We start from the raw sequence: 19,966 nt of genomic DNA, 5'->3' as shown, positions 1-19,966 counted from the left end.
ATAATTACTCTTTCTCGGCAATGTACGGGTCAGCATACCCAAGAGCAAGCATTATCTCAGTTTCTATTCCTTCCATCTCTTCGGCTTCGTCGTCTTCAATATGATCATAGCCTAAAAGATGCAGGCTGCCATGGACAACCATATGTGCCCAATGGGCCTCAAGCGGCTTCTCTTGTTCCAGGGCTTCCTGCTCAACAACCTGGCGACAAATCACCAGATCGCCGAGTAACGGCAACTCAATTCCCGGTGGTGCTTCAAAAGGAAAAGAGAGTACGTTAGTGGGTTTATCTTTACCGCGATAGGTCAGATTCAGGTCGTTACTCTCAGCAATGTCCACCAGCCTGACAGTTACTTCAGCTTCTTCCTGAAATTGCGATATGACCGCATTCAGCCAGCCTTGAAACTGGGCTTCTTCAGGTAAGCCTGTGGTGTTTTCACAGGCCAGTTGTAAGTCAAGAATGACTGGATTCATTCGCTCTCCCGAGGCGTTATACTGGCGGCTATTGCTTCGCGTTTACGCTCTGCGGCCAGGGCATCTTTACGTTGTTGTTCGGTATTTTCCCATGCCTCATAGGCATTGACGATACGGGCTACCACAGGGTGGCGCACTACATCTTCACTGTTGAGAAAATTAAAGCTTATCTCGTCAACTTCAGCCAGCACGTCAATGGCATGGCGCAGGCCGGATTTAATATTGCGCGGCAAGTCGATTTGCGTGGCATCACCGGTGATAACCGCTTTGGAGTTAAAACCAATGCGGGTCAGGAACATTTTCATTTGTTCGCTGGTGGTGTTCTGGCTTTCATCGAGAATGATAAACGCGTCATTAAGCGTTCGCCCACGCATGTAAGCCAGCGGTGCGACTTCGATGACATTACGCTCTATCAGTTTTTCAACTTTCTCGAAGCCCAGCATTTCGAAAAGTGCGTCATAGAGCGGGCGCAAATAAGGGTCAACTTTCTGGCTTAAATCACCGGGTAAAAAGCCCAGCTTTTCGCCCGCTTCTACCGCCGGGCGGGTGAGCAGAATACGACGAATTTCCTGACGTTCCAGGGCATCGACGGCAGCAGCAACGGCGAGATAGGTCTTTCCGGTACCGGCAGGCCCGATGCCAAAGGTGATATCGTGAGTCAGGATATTCGAAATATATTGTGCCTGATTCGGCGTACGCGGCTTAATAACGCCCCGTTTGGTTTTGATATTAATCGCTTTACCGTAATCAGGTACGCTATCGGAAACTTGTTCCAGCACGCCGGTTTCTTTAATCGCCAGGTGGATTTTTTCCGGGTCGATATCGTGGCTTTTTCCGCGTACCGGAGCCGTATCGACATAGAGTGTCAGTAATATCTTCGCCGCTGCATTTACCGTCATCGGTCGTCCGGTTATCCGGAACTGGTTATCACGACGACTGATGTCGATACCTAAACGACGTTCCAGCTGTTTGATGTTGTCATCAACCGGACCACAGAGGCTCAAAAGACGGGCGTTATCTGCGGGTTCTAATGTTATTTCGCGAGTTTCGATATTCAAACTTATCCTCGGATTATTTAGACTGGTTATCAGCTTTATGCCGTAACTCTGATAAAAACCTACGTTATCTTTCAGGCAGGCACCATTGTTAAGCAAGATATTTGGGTGGTAGCACCAGAATGCAAGGACAAACGATAAAATTGTCCGCCGGGAGCGGTTATCTGCGTCCCGGTGGATATCGGGAGATTAAGGCTGATAAACCCCGACGCCAATTTCATTCTCTTTGCGGGTACGCGCAATGACGGACGCGGCTGATTCGATAGTCCGCAAGTCCATGTCATCCTCAGTACGAAGCACCTTGCCACGCAGAGAGTTGGTCCGGACTTCGGTGATTTCGACATCCACAAATTTACCCACCATGTCAGGGTCGCCTTCAAAGTTCACCATGCGGTTGTTTTCTGTGCGCCCGGCCATCTCCATAATACTTTTCCGTGAGGTGCCTTCCACCAGAATACGCTGCACAGTGCCGAGCATCCGGCGGCTCCAGGCCATCGCCTGCTGAGTTATCCGGTCTTGCAGAATATAGAGACGCTGTTTTTTCTCTTCTTCAGGAACATCATCCACCATGTCGGCTGCTGGCGTGCCCGGACGTGCGGAGAAAATAAAGCTATAGCTCATATCGAAGTTGACATCAGCTATCAGTTTCATCGTTTGTTCAAAATCATGCTGGGTTTCACCTGGGAAGCCAACAATGAAGTCAGAGCTGATTTGGATGTCAGGGCGTGCCGCACGGAGTTTGCGAATAATGGCTTTATATTCGAGCCCGGTATGGGTACGGCTCATCATATTCAGCACTCGGTCTGAACCACTTTGTACCGGCAGATGCAGGAAACTCACCAGTTCAGGAGTATCGCGGTAGACCTCGATAATATCATCGGTGAATTCAATAGGATGGCTGGTGGTGAAACGAATACGGTCAATACCGTCAATGGCGGCAACCAGACGTAGCAGTTCGGCAAAAGAACCCAGATCACCATCAAATAACGGCCCGCGCCAGGCATTTACGTTCTGGCCAAGCAGGTTAACTTCGCGTACCCCTTGAGCCGCCAGTTGTGCAATTTCAAATAAAATATCATCACAAGGACGGCTGACTTCTTCGCCACGGGTATAAGGCACAACACAGTAGGTGCAGTATTTATTGCAGCCTTCCATAATTGATACAAAGGCAGTCGGACCATCAGCGCGAGGTTCTGGCAGACGGTCAAACTTTTCGATTTCCGGGAAACTGATATCAACCACCGGGCTGCGGGTGCCGCGAACTCTGTTGATCATTTCGGGTAAGCGGTGCAGTGTTTGTGGGCCAAAAACAATATCAACATAGCTGGCGCGCTCGCGGATATGGTCACCTTCTTGTGAAGCAACACAACCGCCGACGCCAATAATAACGTCTGGTCTTTGGGCTTTAATCAGCTTCCAGCGGCCCAGTTGATGGAAGACTTTTTCCTGGGCTTTTTCACGGATAGAACAGGTATTCAGGAGCAGAACATCGGCTTCTTCTGCATTATCAGTCAGGGTAAAGCCATGTGTACTGTCCAGGAGATCTGCCATTTTTGATGAGTCATACTCATTCATCTGACAGCCCCAAGTTTTTATATGTAATTTTTTGGTCATCGACATGTCATCGCTCAAGTGTAGCCAAGAGTTAAGCCGTATAGTGTAATGCTTTGATGCGGATGTGACCAGCCTGGGGGAAATCGGTAGAATGAATCCAGGTAAATTAAGGATAAACGCCATGATAAATCAATCTATTGAAGTTGCCGTCGTCGGTGGCGGTATGGTCGGCGCTGCAGCCGCACTGGGGCTGGCTAACAGCGGTTTTCGTGTTGCCGTTATTGAACATCAGGCAGCAACAGAATTTCAGCCAGGCAGTACTCCTGATGTGCGTATTTCAGCTATAGGTGCGCAATCCGTCTCGTTACTGCAATCTTTAGGGGTATGGGAAAGCGTGCTGTCGATGCGCGCGCATCCTTACCGCAGTCTCGAGACCTGGGAGTGGGAAAGCGCCCATGTTAAATTTTCGGCCAGCGAGCTGGGGCTGCCTGAACTCGGGTTTATGGTTGAGAATCTGGTATTACAGCAAGCGCTCTGGCAGGCCTTAGTTAAGCATCCGCTGGTCACCTTATGCTGTCCGGCTCAGCTCACTCAGATGCAGCGCAGTGACAGCGGGTGGACGCTCTCTTTTGCCGAGGGCGAGTCGCTAAATGTCCCGATGGTGATTGGGGCTGACGGGGCAAACTCACAAATCCGCCAGTGGGCAGGAATTGGGATCCATGCCTGGGAGTATCGCCAGTCTTGTATGTTAATTACCGCCCGGTGCGATGAAGCTCCGGGAGACAGTACCTGGCAGCACTTCACCCCGACGGGGCCCCATGCGTTTCTGCCGCTATTTGATAACTGGGCATCACTGGTGTGGTATGACGAGCCCGCTCGTATTCGCCAGCTACAGAGCATGAACATGGCGCAGTTACAGAAGAGTCTTGCCAGCCATTTCCCGGCACGACTGGGCAATGTGACGCCTGTTGCCAGCGGTGCATTTCCGTTAACTCGCCGTCATGCGCTGAAATATGTAAAACCGGGACTGGCATTAATCGGCGATGCGGCCCACACCATTCATCCTTTGGCGGGTCAAGGGGTGAACCTGGGTTACCGCGATGTACAGGCGCTACTGGATGTGATGATCGATGCTCGTAATTTAGGTGAGCAGTGGGCGAGTCTCGAGGTATTAAAGCGTTATCAGTCTAAGCGCAAGCTGGATAACTTAATGATGCAAACCGGGATGGATCTGTTTTACGTCGGATTCAGTAATAATCTGGCACCAGTACGCGCTATTCGTAACCTCGGGCTGATGGCAGCCCAGCGAGCGGGCGGGCTTAAGCAGCAAGCGTTGAAATATGCGCTGGGGCTGTAGGGGATAACCGGCAGGGTGCTTGCACCCTGAGCCGGTTTTAAACTTGCTTTCGCCTCGCGAGCTCAGTTCTGAGGCGTTGAAAATGGATTAGTCGCGTGAACCAATATCGCGTAATTTACGTCCTTGCATCAGATTACGTTCAATATGCTCCAGTGAAATACCTTTCGTTTCCGGAATAAGCCACAGCGTCAGGAAGATGAAGAACAGGTTAAGTGCGCCGTAAATCCAGAAGGTATTCGCGTGACCAAAAGAGTTCAGCATGGTCAGGAAGGTTGCCCCGACAATCATGTTAGCAATCCAGTTGGTCGTCGTGGAACAGGTGATACCAAAGTCACGTCCTTTCAACGGCTGAATCTCAGAACACAGCACCCAAATCAGCGGACCAGCACTCATCGCAAAACCGATAATAAACATGAGCAGCATGGCAATGGCAAAGTACTGTGCGGCTGGGGAGTGAATGCCGATATGCAGCATAGTACCCAGAATTCCCATCCCGACCGCCATAACGAAGAAGCCCAATATCAGGGTTGGCTTACGTCCCCATCGATCAACCAGACCAATAGCAATAAAGGTGGAGAGTAGATTGAACAGACCGACAACAACTGTTCCCCACATTTGTTGATGGGTGCTGGCGAAACCGGCAATCTCAAAGATCTTCGGCGCGTAGTACATGATGACGTTCATTCCGGTAAACTGCTGCATTACCTGGAGCAACACACCGAGATAGACGGCGCGACGGAAGTTCGCGTTTCCTTTAAAGAGTGCCCATCCGCCCTGTTTCACTTTCAGGCTTTCGCGAATTTCATCAAGTTCTTTTTTGGCTTCGGCACGGGTATCGCGCAGTCGCATCAGAACTCTTTCTGCCTCATTAAAACGGAACTTAGCAGCATACCAGCGCGGACTGTCTGGCAGAAAGCTAACGCCTATTAATAACAGAATAGCCGGGAAAGTGATGATACCCAGCATCCAGCGCCAGTCACCGCTATAGCTGAATGCGGTATCGGACAGGTACGCTGCGAGTATGCCGATAGTAATCATCAACTGATACATGGAAATCATACTGCCGCGAATCTTTTCCGGCGCGATTTCTGACAGGTAGAGCGGGGCGGTATAAGAGGCGACGCCCACTGCCAGCCCCAGGATAACCCGGGCCAGGTAAAGTACTTCAACATTAGGAGCAAAAGCTGAACACAGGGAGCCTGCAACAAAAAGAATGGCACCAACGATAAGACTGTATTTGCGCCCTAATTTAAAAGAAAGCCAGCCGCTGCCAATGGCCCCGACGGCAGCACCAAACATCATGGAGCTGACTACCCACTCCTGCTCGTGCGTCGAAATAACAAAATCGTTGGTAATAAAGGGGAGTGCGCCAGCGATGACGCCAATATCAAGACCAAACAGCAACCCTGCAAGGGCCGCCATCAGGCAGACGAAGAACGTCATTCTTTTGTTGGAACTGTTTTTCTTTTTATTATCAGGCATATGATTACCGCATTAATTATTAACTCGATACCTATTAGGGTAGGTGACGGATACGGATTAATACGTGATCTTTGTCACATTAATTTAACTATTAACATTATGATTCAAATTAATTCGATGGTTTTTTGCTTAATAAACATAATGTTACAAATATGAATGCTGGCGGGAACAACAGAAATGAAAACGGTTTGAACGAGGAGATAAATTTGCTGTGGTTGATGCAAAAGAAAAAGCCCTACTAAAAAGTAGGGCTTATCTGTATATGGCTGGGGTACGAGGATTCGAACCTCGGAATGCTGGTATCAGAAACCAGTGCCTTACCGCTTGGCGATACCCCAAGGGGGCTGTTCGCAATGGCAAACAGTTTAAATATTGGCTGGGGTACGAGGATTCGAACCTCGGAATGCTGGTATCAGAAACCAGTGCCTTACCGCTTGGCGATACCCCAATCACATACCGAATGAGACATTCAGTATTGAATCTGGATATGGTGGCTACGACGGGATTCGAACCTGTGACCCCATCATTATGAGTGATGTGCTCTAACCAGCTGAGCTACGTAGCCAATCATGAATTTCTATTATTTTTATCGAATGGCTGGGGTACCTGGATTCGAACCAGGGAATGCTGGTATCAAAAACCAGTGCCTTACCGCTTGGCGATACCCCAATATGCAGACGAGAATTACATTTTACATCGATAAAAAAAGTGGCTGGGGTACCTGGATTCGAACCAGGGAATGCTGGTATCAAAAACCAGTGCCTTACCGCTTGGCGATACCCCATCACATACAACGTCGCGAGAAATAATGGTGCGGGAGGCGAGACTTGAACTCGCACACCTTGCGGCGCTAGAACCTAAATCTAGTGCGTCTACCAATTTCGCCACTCCCGCAATTATGGTGGCTACGACGGGATTTGAACCTGTGACCCCATCATTATGAGTGATGTGCTCTAACCAGCTGAGCTACGTAGCCATCTCATTACGCATTACCTTCTTCGGCGTTGCGGGGCGCATTATGCTAAGTTGGCCGTGCAGCGTCAACAAGTTTTTTTCTAAAAAACTACAGAATCTGTTCATTTGAATGACTTACGAACAGCTTGATTGAATTATCGGCAAATATTTTCATTTTTAAGCGCTATGCCAGTAAATATCCCGGTAATGGAAGAGCTTTGCTGAGTGTTTTGATGTGGGGAATAACCAGAAATAGCTAAAAAAAAGAGACTAACCAGCAACGCACAGGCGGGCTGGTTAGTCTCTTATAGAAAACGGCTCAGTTAGTAAGCGGACTGATGGACGCCTACAGCGCGACCAGACGGATCGTTCATTGATTTGAAGGATTCATCCCACTCAATGGCTTTAGCAGAAGAGCAAGCCACTGAAGGGCCACCAGGGACGCATTTAGCCGCATCAGCCAGCGGGAACAGCTCTTCAAATATTTCACGATACAAATAGGCTTCTTTAGAACCCGGCGTATTGTACGGGAAGCGATAGCTGGCTGTAGCCAGTTGCTGATCGGTTATCTGCTGGGCAGCCACTTCTTTCAGACTATCAATCCAGCTATAACCTACGCCGTCAGAGAACTGCTCTTTCTGACGCCATGCGATGCTTGCCGGTAAGTAGGACTCGAAACATTCACGCAGGATATGTTTTTCGATTTTGCCGTTGCCGCACATTTTATCTTGCGGGTTAATGCGCATGGCAACATCAAGAAACGCTTTATCCAGGAAAGGTACGCGCGCTTCCACACCCCAGGCCGACATCGCTTTGTTAGCTCGTGCGCAGTCAAACATATGCAGAGCCTGTAACTTACGTACCGTCTCTTCATGCAGCTCTTTGGCATCTGGCGCTTTGTGGAAGTAGAGATATCCGCCAAAGACCTCATCAGAGCCTTCACCAGAAAGCACCATCTTGATACCCATCGCCTTTATTTTGCGCGACATCAGATACATCGGGGTAGAGGCACGAATGGTGGTCACATCGTAGGTTTCAATGTGGTAAATCACATCACGGATCGCATCCAGACCTTCCTGAACTGTGAAATGAATTTCATGGTGCACGGTTCCCAAATGGTTAGCCACTTCCTGAGCCGCTTTCAGATCGGGTGAACCCACCAGACCGACCGCGAAGGAGTGCAGCTGAGGCCACCAGGCTTCGCTACGCTCACCGTCTTCCACACGACGTGCAGCATATTTTTTAGTGATAGCGGAGATAACAGAGGAATCCAGACCGCCAGACAACAGAACACCATAAGGAACATCAGACATCAGGTGGCTTTTGACCGCGTCTTCTAATGACTGACGCAGCTGCTCTTTATCCGTGACGTTATCTTTTACCGCATCATAGCTAAACCAGTCACGCTGGTAGTAGGAACGAATTTCACCGTCTTCGCTCGACAGATAGCTTCCTGCTGGGAATTCTTCAATAGAGCGACATACTGGAACCAGTGCCTTCATTTCTGATGCCACGTAGAAGTTACCGTGTTCATCATGACCCATATAAAGAGGGATGATGCCGATATGGTCACGACCAATCAAGTAGGTGTTTTTTTCACTGTCATAAAGAATGAAGGCAAACATACCTTGCAGGTCATCGAGAAACGCGGTGCCTTTCTCCTGATAGAGCGCCAGAATCACTTCACAGTCTGAACCGGTCTGGAAGGTATAACGGTCGCTGTATTCGGCACGCAGCTGCTGGTGGTTATAGATTTCACCGTTCACTGCCAGCACATGGGTTTTAGCAGGGTTGTACAACGGCTGGGCACCGGCATTAATATCAACAATCGACAGGCGCTCATGCACCAGGATAGCGTTCTCGCTGTCGTAAACACCGGACCAGTCCGGGCCGCGATGGCGCATCAGACGTGATAATTCCAGCGCTTTTTTACGTAATTCAACGCTATCTGTTTTGATATCCAGCACACCAAAAATTGAACACATAATACTTCTCCATAACCAAGTTCTAAGCAGTGAATTTGATAATTATTTAACTATTCAGCGGTTTCGCTACGTCATTTATCAATAAAAATGCTCAATTACTGAGATAAACGCAAGGATTTTTGGTCTGGATTGATAAATGTTTTAAAGTGATTGCAGATCGATGAAAAAAAACGATGTTTAGGGCGTGAAAATTAACGATTCGATAATTTTATCGTGTCTGGCATGAGTGAACGACAGTGAAGAGTGCGGAAAAATTCGTGATTGATAAAACGCCGGAATCTTGTTCCGGCGCCTGAATCATCAGATAAGGTCGATATCTGCGACTGAAGGATAAATCCAGGTCGGGCGGAACGGTACGGCGTCAATATCGGCCAGAGTCGAGACGCCGGAAAGCACCAGAATGGTTTCCAGACCCGCCTGGAAACCGGCCAGGATATCGGTACGCAGGTTATCACCGATAATTATTGTCTCTTCAGAATGCGCCTGAATCTTGTTAAGCGCAGCACGAATAATTAATGGACTTGGTTTACCGACATAAAATGGCTCGTGACCAGAAATTTTCTCAATACCCGCGCAAAGTGCGCCACAGGCAGGGGAGAAACCGTGCCCGTGAGTATCGGGGTTAGTCGCAATAAACCGTGCGCCATTGGCAACAAAGTAGGCGGCTTTATACATCATGTCCCAGTTAAACGAGCGTGTCTCACCGACAATCACGAAGTCAGGATTGATATCAGTGATAGTAAAACCGGCTTTATACAGTTCATGGATCAAAGCGCCCTCACCGACAACATACGCTTTTTTGCCTTCCTGGCGGCGCAAAAAGTCTGCCGTTGCCATCGCGGAGGTATAAAACATGTGGTCCGGAATATCAATACCGGCCGAGGCAAAGCGATTAGACAAATCCTGCCCGGTTTGAGAAGGGTAGTTGGTCAGCATAATGAGCGGCATTCCTTTATCAAGAATGCGCGCGAGGAACTCTTTGGCTCCAGGTACCGCGACGTTATCGTGCATCAGGACGCCGTCGATATCACAAATTACATTTTTAATAGTGGTCATCAGGTCATGGGCTCACGAAAGGAAATCAGTAACTATCCCCGTCATACTTCAAGTTGCTTGGGTGTTACTTTCTTGAAACGCGTAGAATCACATAGTATGTCTATGCTCATCGACGCGTTTCACTCAATGCCTACAAGCAACCCGAATTATTTAGGGGCTATAGCATAAAATATCTGGCACGATTGGGAGATTAATTCTCAAGCAGGCGCAGTAATAGCATACCATTTAACATCGAACGTTTAACCAAAGCAAAAGCGCCAATCGCTGAACGATCGTCAAGCTGGGAACAGACGACGGGTAAGTCTTTACGAAATGCGTTCAATACTTGAGCATTAATACATTGCTCAATGGCAGGAAGGATCACTTTTTCCGCGGCGGTTATTTCACCTGCCAGCACCACTTTTTGTGGGTTGAACAGGTTAATAGCAATAGAAATGGCTTTACCTAAATGGCGTCCGACATATTCCAGCACTTCGCAGGCCAGAACATCCCCTTTATTCGCCGCTTTACAGATAGTGGTGATACTACAGTCATCAAGGGTTAAACGACTTTTATAGCCTTGATTCAGCAAGTGGCGGACGCGTTGTTCAATAGCAGCATTAGCGGCAATGGTTTCCAGACAGCCAAAGTTACCGCAATGGCAGCGCTCACCTAACGGATCAACTTGGATATGGCCAATTTCACCCACGTTGCCGTTACGGCCAAGAAATATTTTGCCATTGGATAAGATACCGGCCCCTGTTCCGCGGTGGACTCGCACCAGAATGGCGTCCTCGCAATCCTTTGTTGCACCAAAGTAATGTTCAGCGAGCGCCAGGCTGCGAATATCGTGGCCGACAAAACAGGTCACGCTAAAGCGATTTTCCAGTGCATCTGAAAGCGGCCATTTATCAACACTGATGTGGGGCATATAGCGCACTACGCCACCGTCGGGGTCAACCAGACCGGGCAAAATCACCGATATAGCGATAAGTTCGCGGATTTTGCGCGCATTATTTTCAATAAATTGATTAATGGCGTTAAGCAGGGCTTCTTCAAGCTGGTCCTGGGTTTTTTCCGGCAGGGCATAATGCTCTTCGGCAAGGGATTTTGCACCGAGGCTAAATAACGTAATGGTGGCGTCATAACGCCCCAGACGCACGCCTATCGCCTGGAAATTTCGTGTTTCGGTGATGATGGAAATAGCGCGCCGGCCCCCGGTGGAGGCCTGCTGATCGACTTCTTTGATAAGCCCGCGCTCTATCAAATAGCGGGTAATCTTGGTGACACTGGCGGGTGCAAGCTGACTCTGTTCGGCAATTTGAATACGTGAAATAGGGCCGTGCTGATCGATAAGACGATAAACTGCCGCACTATTTAACTGTTTTACTAAATCAATATTGCCAATCTGCCCTTGTCCGCCAGTAACCATTCGATTTACTCAGTGACGACTTCGTTACCATTAACGATAGTCTTGGTAATTTTATAATCGTGGGTAAAAACAGTCAGATTGGCAACTTTACCGGTTTCGATAGTCCCTAACTGTTTTTCCACACCGATTGCTCGGGCTGGATAAAGGGTTGCCATACGCAAGGCTTCATCCAGGGCTATGCTCGCGTGTTCAACCAGGTTGCTGACCCCTTCTATCATGGTCAGGGCTGAACCGCTGAGTGTGCCATTTTCATCCACACACAAGCCATCACGATAGTATATTGTTTTGCCAGCAAAAATGAACTGATCAATGTGCGCGCCTGCGGGAGCTGTCGCATCAGTCACCAGGCATAATTTATTGCCTTTAAGGCGTTTTGCTGTGCGCACGTTGGCATAATCAACATGTAAGCCATCAGCAATAATGCCACAGTAAACATCTTCTGCGTCAAAAATAGCCCCGGCCAGTCCCGGTTCGCGTCCGGTAATATAAGGCATGGCGTTAAACAGGTGAGTAGCAAAGGTAATACCCGCGCGGAAACCAATTTTTGCTTCTTTAGCGGTAGCACTGGAGTGACCCGCAGAAACAATAATACCGGCATCAACCAGACGGCGGATCACTTCCGGTTCAACTTGTTCCGGTGCCAGCGTGATTTTGGTAATCACATCGGCATTCTGGCATAAAAAATCGACCAGAGTTGCTGTAGGTTTACGGACGAACTCCGGGTTATGGGTGCCTTTTTTTGCCAGGCTCAACCATGGACCTTCGAGATGCAAACCCAATGCCTGATTATGATGATTCGCCAGATACTCGCGCATCACCCGGACACCGTGCATCATCAGCTCATCACTACAGGTGATAAGGGTTGGCAGAAAACTGGTGCAGCCAGAACGCTCGTTAGCGCGCTGCATCGTATCGAGCGTTGCGAGTGAAACAGCTTCAGCGGTGTCATTAAATTGAACGCCGCCGCAGCCGTTTAATTGCACGTCAATAAAACCGGGGGCAATAATCGCGCCACCCACATCACGTGTTTCAATATCTGCTGGTAAAGCGTCAACAGGACAGATTTCTTTAATCAGACCTTCAGCGATGACAACAGCCTGGCCATCCAGAATTTCATGACCGGTATAAACACGGCCGTGGGTTAATGCATACATAAGTTACCCCGGTTAATAAAGATGCTTACAGCGATTTAATGTTTTCGGCTTCAAGTTCGTTGAAATATTTCAACGTTTTCACTTTCAGTTCCATGGTCGATGGTTCATCGCAGACAATGATCGCTTTTGCGTGCAACTGCAGGCAGCTAATCGTCCACATATGGTTCACATTACCTTCAACCGCGGCCTGAAGTGCCAGCGCTTTAACACCACCAAGAGCCAGAATCATCACTTCTTCTGCATCCAGCAAAGTACCCACACCTACGGTCAGAGCGTACTTCGGCACCAGATTAACATCGCCACCAAAGAAGCGGGAGTTAGCCACACGGGTGTCATGAGTCAGGGTTTTAATACGGGTACGAGAAGCCAGAGAAGAAGCCGGTTCGTTAAAGGCGATATGACCATCGTTGCCGACGCCGCCCATAAACAGATTAATTTTTCCGTATGAACGGATTTTTTCTTCATAGCGACGGCATTCAGCATCGACATCATCGGCACAGCCATTCAGCAGGTTAATGTTTTCTGCCTGGATATCAACATGATCGAAGAAATTGCGGTGCATGAAGGTGTAATAGCTTTCAGGGTGCTCTTTCGGTAAGCCGACATATTCATCCATGTTGAAAGTGACTACGTGTTTAAAGCTAACCTGGCCTGCTTTATGCATCTCCACCAGGGCTTTATAGGCTTCCAGCGGGGTACTGCCGGTTGGCAGACCTAATACGAAAGGACGATCGGCGGTTGGATTAAACGCATTAATACGCTGAACGATATGGCGGGCTGCCCATTTTCCGACCTGAGCGGGGTTTGCTAAAGGAATCAGTCTCATCATTTACCTCTAAAGTTGTATGCAAACAAGAGTCATTACGACGGAAGCTGTCTATCTTTAAGATAGTCCGTATCGCGATGGATTGTGCATAAGTCTGGATACGTCGATTTTTTTAATCATAAAATAAGTTTTACGATATAGCCAGAGTGAGGGAGGTGGAGAAGCGATATTTGGTGATATTTATCACAATTTATAGCTATTTAATTTGCGATACGAATTAAATTTTTTCACACTGTTACGTGTGATGTTAAGCGTCGGCATGAATTAAATGTTGCCTGATAATAAAAAAAATGGCTTTGAGCACCCCATAAACTGGGGCCTCATGAGGGGAATCAACAGTGAGTATTCTAGGTTATTTACAACGCGTAGGCCGCGCGTTAATGGTGCCTGTGGCAACATTGCCGGCCGCAGCAATACTGATGGGGGTCGGTTACTGGATTGACCCGGTTGCATGGGGTGGGAATAACGCTTTAGCGGCGCTATTAATCAAATCCGGTGCGGCAATTATCGATCATATGTCAGTGCTGTTTGCGATTGGTGTCGCTTACGGTATGTCAAAAGATAAAGACGGTGCCGCGGCACTGACCGGTTTCGTTGGTTTCCTGGTGCTGACCACACTCTGTTCTCCTGCTGCAGTGGCAATGATTCAAAAAATCCCACTGGATCAGGTTCCTGCTGCATTCGGTAAAATCGAAAACCAGTTTGTTGGTATCCTGGTCGGTATTATCTCTGCAGAACTTTATAACCGCTTCAGCGGAGTTGAACTGCCAAAAGCGTTCTCCTTCTTCAGCGGTCGTCGTCTGGTACCTATCCTCACCTCGTTTGTGATGATTCTGGTTGCCTTCATCATGATGTACATCTGGCCAGTGATTTTTGATGGTCTGGTGAACTTTGGTGAACATATTCAGAAACTTGGATCTGCTGGTGCCGGTATCTATGCCTTCTTTAACCGCCTGTTAATTCCAGTCGGTCTGCACCATGCGCTGAACTCCGTATTCTGGTTTGACGTTGCGGGTATTAACGATATCCCTAACTTCCTCGGTGGCGCACAGTCTCTTGAAGAAGGTAAAGCTGTTGTGGGTATCACCGGTCGTTATCAGGCTGGTTTCTTCCCGATTATGATGTTTGGTTTGCCGGGTGCTGCGCTTGCCATCTATCATTGCGCGCGTCCTGAGAATAAAGCGAAAGTGGCGGGTATCATGATGGCTGCTGCATTTGCTGCCTTCTTTACCGGGATTACTGAGCCGCTTGAATTCTCCTTTATGTTTGTGGCGCCAGTTCTGTATGTTATCCACGCCTTCCTGACCGGGGTGTCGGTATTTATTGCCGCCAGCATGCACTGGATTGCCGGATTCGGTTTCTCGGCCGGTCTGGTGGATATGGCACTGTCTACCCGTAACCCGCTGGCAACTCACTGGTGGATGCTTATCCCACAAGGTCTGGTATTCTTCGCCATTTACTATGTAGTCTTCCGCTTTATGATCAAAAAGTTCAACCTGTTAACTCCAGGACGTGAACTGGCGGTAGCGGGTAATGAAGCTGATGGCCGTGATGTTAACGTCAGCCATGCAGAATTGAACAAAGACAATGCCGCAGGTCTTGCGCGTGAATATATCGTTGCTGTCGGCGGTTCTGACAACCTGACTAATATCGATGCCTGTATCACTCGTCTGCGTTTAACCGTTAAAGATTCATCACAAGTTAATGAAGCCCTGGCTAAACGTCTGGGTGCTACCGGTGTTATTCGTCTGAATAAAACCAGCGTTCAGATTATTGTTGGCTTTGCGGCAGAGAAAATTGCTGATGCGATGAAAGTTGCAGGTCATGTTGCTGGTTCTAAGGCAGCAGCAACCAGCGAACCGACTCCGGCGCCAGTGAAGACTCAGGCTGCGCCTAAAGCGGATTCAGTGACAGTGGCGGCTTTGGTTGCTCCAGTGAGTGGTGAAGTGGTTGCGCTTGACCAGGTTCCTGATGAAGCCTTCGCCAGCAAAGCTGTCGGTGACGGTGTGGCAATTAAACCTACGGGTAAAACTGTGGTGTCACCTGCTGCGGGTACCATTGTTAAAATCTTCAATACCAACCACGCATTCTGCCTTGAAACAGTGCAAGGTGCTGAGATTGTGGTGCACATGGGTATTGATACCGTTGCTTTAAATGGACAAGGATTCACCCGTCTGGTTGAAGAAGGCGCAGAAGTTGCTGCTGGCCAGCCGGTACTGGAAATGGATCTTGAGTTCCTGAATGCCAATGCGCGTTCCATGATAAGCCCGGTAGTTTGTAGCAATATCGATGATTTCGCAGGCCTGGTGATTAAGGCCGGTACGGTGGTGGTTGCAGGTCAGACCCCGCTGTATGAAATCAAAAGCAAATAATATCGCCCGAAAGGGCAGGCAGTAACGAACGGCTGGCGCTTTTGCCAGCCGTTTTTTTTGGGCTGGAGAAACAGATAAACCTGACTTTTCCTGTAGTGCATTTTCGTCTGTATATCTGTGTATAGTGCGGGAGCAAATCGGGATTTGAACCCTTCTATTTGGAGGTCAGTATGCTTTTTTCAGTCGGCGTTGAAACGCCAAAAGATAACGCTATCGCTTATGGTATCAGTGTTCCGGCACTGGACAACGCCGATTATGGTTGTGTTTCAGCGGGCGAACCCCGAGAGATACCTGTTATGGCCCAAGAGGCTATCCTCTCTGTTATTGAAGATATGTTAGTGAGCGGCTCGTATTCAGTGGAAGACATTGTTGATGACGGATTTATGTTCTATGCCGCCAGTCCGGACTATTCCCACTGTGATACCTGGTTTGTGATTGATGTGGATTTAACCGGCTTTGAAGGTGCAAGTTCAGTCGTCGAGTCACTCTCATAAGCAAATTGAATTATTTAGGGCATAAAGGTTGTTTCCCGCAGCAGGTTATAAGATCATACGTAGTTAATAAGAAAAAATCATGCTGTGAGGAATCTGCAATGAGTGAGGCTGAAGCCCGCCCAACTAACTTTATTCGTCAGATAGTCGATGAAGACTTGGCGACCGGTAAGCATACTGAGATTTGTACTCGCTTTCCGCCTGAGCCGAATGGCTATTTGCACATCGGCCATGCGAAATCTATTTGCCTGAACTTTGGTATCGCAAAGGATTATAACGGTCAGTGTAATCTGCGTTTTGATGACACCAACCCGGTAAAAGAAGATATCGAGTATGTTGAGTCAATTAAGCGCGATGTCGAGTGGCTGGGCTTCCATTGGTCTGGTGACGTGCGCTATTCCTCTGACTATTTCGATATGCTGTTTAACTATGCAATCGAGTTAATCAATAAAGGCCTGGCCTATGTCGATGAGCTGACGCCAGAGCAAATCCGTGAATATCGCGGTACGCTGACAAGCCCGGGTAAAAACAGTCCTTATCGTGACCGCACTGTTGAAGAGAACCTGGCGCTGTTTGAAAAAATGCGTAACGGTGAGTTTGCCGAAGGCACCGTCTGCCTGCGTGCAAAAATTGATATGGCATCGCCGTTTATTGTTATGCGCGATCCGGTTATCTACCGGGTGAAATTTGCTGAACACCACCAGACCGGTAATAAGTGGTGCATCTACCCGATGTACGACTTTACCCATTGCATTTCTGATGCGCTGGAAGGGATCACCCATTCACTTTGTACCCTGGAGTTCCAGGATAACCGTCGTCTCTATGACTGGGTGCTGGATAACATCACTATTGAGGCGCGTCCTCGTCAGTATGAGTTCTCTCGCCTTAATCTTGAATATGCCATTATGTCCAAGCGTAAGCTGAACCAGCTGGTAACGGAAAAGGTTGTTGAAGGCTGGGACGATCCGCGTATGCCAACCATCTCAGGTTTACGTCGTCGTGGCTATACTGCGGCTTCTATCCGTGAATTCTGCAAACGTATTGGCGTCACCAAACAAGACAACACGGTAGAAATGGCTTCTCTGGAGTCTTGTATTCGTGACGATCTGAACGAAAACGCACCGCGTGCGATGGCGGTTCTTGACCCGGTAAAAGTGATTATCGAAAACTACCCGCAAGGGGAAGAGTTGCTGATTACTATGCCTAATCACCCGAATAACCCGGATATGGGTAGCCGTGAAGTCCCCTTTAGCCAGGAGATTTATATCGACCGGGCTGACTTCCGTGAGGAAGCGAATAAACAGTATAAGCGTCTGGTGCTGGGTAAAGAAGTTCGTCTGCGTAACGCTTACGTTATCAAAGCAGAACGTGTGGAGAAAGACGAACAGGGCAACATTACCACTATCTATTGCTCTTATGACTCAGAAACACTGAGCAAAGATCCGCAAGACGGTCGTAAAGTTAAAGGGGTTATCCACTGGGTCAGCGCAGCACATGCCCTGCCGGTCGAGATCCGTTTATACGATCGTCTGTTCAGTGTCGCAAACCCGGGCACAGCTGAAGATTTCCTCGCAACTATTAATCCAGAGTCATTAGTGATTAAGCAAGGGTTTGCTGAACCAAGTCTGAAGAATGCTGAGCCAGGTAAACCTCATCAGTTTGAACGTGAAGGCTATTTCTGTGTGGATAGCAGTTATAGTAATGCCGATAAACTGGTGTTTAACCGTACTGTAGGCCTGCGTGATACTTGGGCGAAAATAGGCGAGTAATCGTCTTACCCTGAAGCCTGAAGTCAAAAAGCCGCAACGATTTTATATCGCTGCGGCTTTTTTATTGCGACAATTCCCATTGACTGAAAAAACAGAATAAACAAATCGATACCTGGCTAAGAGGTTACAGGGAAAGTCATATATGGAGTAATACGAAGCGTAATAAAGAGAGGAAAGAGTAGTTAAACGATTAAAATAAAACCGGAACTTTCAGTGATTGAAAAATACCGGTTTTATTTTAAGTCGAATGGCGAAATATGACGCCATTCTGAGTATTATTTATCGCTATTATCGTGAGCATGCTCGTCAGTACGGCAGTCGCCTTCCGCACAGTGACCATACAGATAAAGGCTATGGTTAGTCAGGCGAATACCATGACGGGTAGCGATTTCGCGCTGACGCAGTTCAATGGAGTCGTCGCTGAACTCGATCACTTTTCCGCAGTCAAGGCAGATCAGGTGATCGTGGTGGTGCTGTTGGGTCAGTTCAAAAACAGACTTGCCACCTTCAAAGTTATGACGGGTGACAATGCCTGCGTCATCAAACTGGTTGAGTACACGGTAGACTGTAGCCAGCCCAATTTCTTCACCCATGTCAATCAGGCGTTTATACAAGTCTTCCGCACTGACATGGTGATTATCCGGTTCTTGTAACACTTCAAGGATTTTTAATCGTGGAAGCGTGACTTTCAAGCCGGCCTTTTTTAATGCGGTATTGTTGTCAGTCATGCGGAAATTTTCCTATTGCTTAACGTTTAGCTCAAATTGCAGTGAGCGTTAAGAGTTGTCCATCATTATAGAGCTGTGAATTTAAAATGTGAACCGCCACTATAATGTAAAACATAACTGAAAAATCATAGCGGTATAGCCAATTATCGCCACTATCAGTTAATTAACTTGTGGGTATTGTACAGGGATACACAAGAAAGTTACAAACTTGTAGCAATTATTTTCATTGTTAAAAGCTATCAAGACGGCGCAAAGCTTGTTTTGCGCCATACTGATTAGGCGTTAATGATGCTATCCAGATTCAATTCATCAGCAACCTGTTTGGTCCACTTTTCAACACGTTCAGCGGTCAATTCTGGCTGTCTGTCTTCATCGATAGCCAGACCTACAAAGTGGCTGTCATCAGCCAGACCTTTTGACGCTTCAAAGTGGTAACCTGCCGTTGGCCAGTGTCCGACAATCACTGCACCATTAGGTTCAATAATATCGCGGATAGTGCCCAGGGCATCACAGAAGTATTCTGCATAGTCTTCCTGGTCGCCGCAGCCAAAAAGCGCCACTAACTTACCATTGAAGTCTACTTCTTCCAGTGTCGGGAAGAAATCATCCCAGTCACACTGCGCTTCACCATAATACCAGGTTGGAATACCCAGCAGTAAAATATCAAAACCTTCCAGGTCTTCTTTGCTGCATTTAGCGATATCATGAACTTCTGCAACGTCTTTACCCAGTTGCTTTTGAATCATTTTCGCGATGTTTTCGGTGTTACCCGTGTCACTGCCGAAAAAAATGCCTACGATTGCCATGAATAAGATAGCCCCTTGAAACTGAATTTAATATCGGCTGTTCAATGCCTGTGCTTGGGGCAATCATAGCAGAATAGCCCCATTAGCGGAAATGAGTATCGTCAGGATGTGCACAGTCTGCAACATACTTCAAGCTACAGACGCATGGGTTTACCCGTGCTCACCCGGTCACTGATTAGTGTTAGCGAGCTGCATAAGCAGCATTTCTTCAATCAATTCACTGCGGCTAAGCTCGCGCAGCTCCGCCAGTTGATCCAGAGCATCAACTGCCTCATTACTTAATTTTAGCTCTACACGCTTAAGTCCACGAACTTTATCACGTTTTAGCTGATTGCGTTTATTGATACGCAACTGTTCGTCGCGAGCGAGGGGATTCGTTTTGGGTCTCCCGGGTCGACGCTCATCTGCGAACAGATCTATTGTAGTACGGTCCGTTTGTTCTTTTGCCATGATTAGGGTACTGACAGGAAAGTCTGATGCACATGCAGGGTGCA

At 48.0% G+C, this 19,966-nt stretch carries 16 protein-coding genes and 7 tRNA genes; 4 read left to right on the top strand and 19 right to left on the bottom strand.

Annotated elements, in window-relative coordinates; genetic code table 11:
• Positions 1–4: 4 nt before the first annotated feature.
• From ybeY to miaB, 3 genes are all read right to left on the bottom strand, one after another.
• Positions 5–472, bottom strand: coding sequence for an rRNA maturation RNase YbeY (gene ybeY / locus M2387_RS13295; RefSeq protein ID WP_259050036.1), 468 nt, complete (start codon positions 470–472; stop codon positions 5–7).
• Entirely contained in the window at positions 469–1,530 is a 1,062-nt protein-coding gene (locus M2387_RS13290; protein ID WP_259050035.1) for a PhoH family protein, read from the bottom strand. The genes ybeY and M2387_RS13290 overlap by 4 nt, the downstream gene beginning before the upstream one ends.
• Positions 1,531–1,716: 186 nt before the next feature.
• A complete protein-coding gene (gene miaB / locus M2387_RS13285; protein ID WP_259050034.1) occupies positions 1,717–3,141 on the bottom strand; it encodes a tRNA (N6-isopentenyl adenosine(37)-C2)-methylthiotransferase MiaB in 1,425 nt (474 codons plus the stop codon).
• A gap of 121 nt (positions 3,142–3,262) precedes the next feature.
• Between miaB and ubiF the strand changes: the two genes are divergently transcribed.
• Positions 3,263–4,438 (top strand): 3-demethoxyubiquinol 3-hydroxylase, encoded by a 1,176-nt coding sequence (gene ubiF / locus M2387_RS13280; RefSeq protein WP_259050033.1) that lies wholly within the window; start codon positions 3,263–3,265, stop codon positions 4,436–4,438.
• Positions 4,439–4,525: 87 nt separating this feature from the next.
• On the opposite strand, the gene M2387_RS13275 is transcribed toward ubiF, so the two are convergent.
• From M2387_RS13275 to nagB, 13 genes are all read right to left on the bottom strand, one after another.
• Positions 4,526–5,920 (bottom strand): sugar porter family MFS transporter, encoded by a 1,395-nt coding sequence (locus M2387_RS13275; RefSeq protein ID WP_259050032.1) that lies wholly within the window; start codon positions 5,918–5,920, stop codon positions 4,526–4,528.
• Positions 5,921–6,183: 263 nt separating this feature from the next.
• Positions 6,184–6,258: transfer RNA gene (locus M2387_RS13270), tRNA-Gln, on the bottom strand.
• Positions 6,259–6,293: 35 nt separating this feature from the next.
• Positions 6,294–6,368, bottom strand: a tRNA-Gln gene (locus M2387_RS13265).
• A 40-nt stretch (positions 6,369–6,408) separates the two neighbouring features.
• Positions 6,409–6,485 (bottom strand) — tRNA-Met (locus M2387_RS13260).
• Positions 6,486–6,514: 29 nt separating this feature from the next.
• Positions 6,515–6,589 (bottom strand) — tRNA-Gln (locus tag M2387_RS13255).
• Positions 6,590–6,629: 40 nt separating this feature from the next.
• Positions 6,630–6,704 (bottom strand) — tRNA-Gln (locus M2387_RS13250).
• Positions 6,705–6,729: 25 nt separating this feature from the next.
• Positions 6,730–6,814 (bottom strand) — tRNA-Leu (locus M2387_RS13245).
• A 5-nt stretch (positions 6,815–6,819) separates the two neighbouring features.
• Positions 6,820–6,896 (bottom strand) — tRNA-Met (locus M2387_RS13240).
• 301 nt (positions 6,897–7,197) lie between these two features.
• Positions 7,198–8,859, bottom strand: coding sequence for an asparagine synthase B (gene asnB, locus M2387_RS13235; RefSeq protein ID WP_259050031.1), 1,662 nt, complete (start codon positions 8,857–8,859; stop codon positions 7,198–7,200).
• Between the two features lie 300 nt (positions 8,860–9,159).
• Positions 9,160–9,915 (bottom strand): HAD-IIA family hydrolase, encoded by a 756-nt coding sequence (locus M2387_RS13230; RefSeq protein WP_259050030.1) that lies wholly within the window; start codon positions 9,913–9,915, stop codon positions 9,160–9,162.
• 190 nt (positions 9,916–10,105) lie between these two features.
• On the bottom strand, positions 10,106–11,326 hold the full coding sequence (gene nagC, locus M2387_RS13225; protein WP_259050029.1) for a DNA-binding transcriptional regulator NagC: 1,221 nt from the start codon (positions 11,324–11,326) through the stop codon (positions 10,106–10,108).
• Positions 11,327–11,331: 5 nt separating this feature from the next.
• Complete coding sequence (nagA, locus tag M2387_RS13220) at positions 11,332–12,480, bottom strand: N-acetylglucosamine-6-phosphate deacetylase (protein WP_259050028.1); 1,149 nt, start codon at positions 12,478–12,480, stop codon at positions 11,332–11,334.
• Between the two features lie 25 nt (positions 12,481–12,505).
• Positions 12,506–13,306, bottom strand: a complete 801-nt coding sequence (gene nagB, locus M2387_RS13215; protein ID WP_259050562.1) for a glucosamine-6-phosphate deaminase — start codon at positions 13,304–13,306, stop codon at positions 12,506–12,508.
• Positions 13,307–13,644: 338 nt separating this feature from the next.
• Here nagB and nagE point away from each other — a divergent pair, with 338 nt between their 5' ends.
• The 3 genes from nagE (at position 13,645) to glnS (ending at position 17,938) form a co-directional block, all read left to right on the top strand.
• Complete coding sequence (gene nagE, locus M2387_RS13210; RefSeq protein ID WP_259050026.1) at positions 13,645–15,678, top strand: N-acetylglucosamine-specific PTS transporter subunit IIBC; 2,034 nt, start codon at positions 13,645–13,647, stop codon at positions 15,676–15,678.
• A 170-nt stretch (positions 15,679–15,848) separates the two neighbouring features.
• On the top strand, positions 15,849–16,172 hold the full coding sequence (locus M2387_RS13205) for a type II toxin-antitoxin system HicB family antitoxin (protein ID WP_259050024.1): 324 nt from the start codon (positions 15,849–15,851) through the stop codon (positions 16,170–16,172).
• 98 nt (positions 16,173–16,270) lie between these two features.
• Positions 16,271–17,938 (top strand): glutamine--tRNA ligase, encoded by a 1,668-nt coding sequence (gene glnS / locus M2387_RS13200; protein WP_259050023.1) that lies wholly within the window; start codon positions 16,271–16,273, stop codon positions 17,936–17,938.
• Positions 17,939–18,213: 275 nt separating this feature from the next.
• Here glnS and fur read toward each other — a convergent pair whose 3' ends face one another.
• The 3 genes from fur to ybfE form a co-directional block, all read right to left on the bottom strand.
• Positions 18,214–18,666, bottom strand: coding sequence for a ferric iron uptake transcriptional regulator (fur, locus tag M2387_RS13195; RefSeq protein WP_259050020.1), 453 nt, complete (start codon positions 18,664–18,666; stop codon positions 18,214–18,216).
• 275 nt (positions 18,667–18,941) lie between these two features.
• Complete coding sequence (gene fldA / locus M2387_RS13190) at positions 18,942–19,472, bottom strand: flavodoxin FldA (protein WP_259050018.1); 531 nt, start codon at positions 19,470–19,472, stop codon at positions 18,942–18,944.
• Positions 19,473–19,640: 168 nt separating this feature from the next.
• Entirely contained in the window at positions 19,641–19,922 is a 282-nt protein-coding gene (gene ybfE / locus M2387_RS13185) for a LexA regulated protein (RefSeq protein WP_259050017.1), read from the bottom strand.
• Positions 19,923–19,966 lie beyond the last annotated feature (44 nt).

Origin of the sequence: Klebsiella sp. BIGb0407 (genome assembly GCF_024807845.1) — a bacterium.
Classification (GTDB): domain Bacteria; phylum Pseudomonadota; class Gammaproteobacteria; order Enterobacterales; family Enterobacteriaceae; genus JGM124.
The sequence above is the reverse complement of the archived record's forward strand: the minus strand, read 5'-3'. Positions and strand labels throughout refer to the sequence as shown.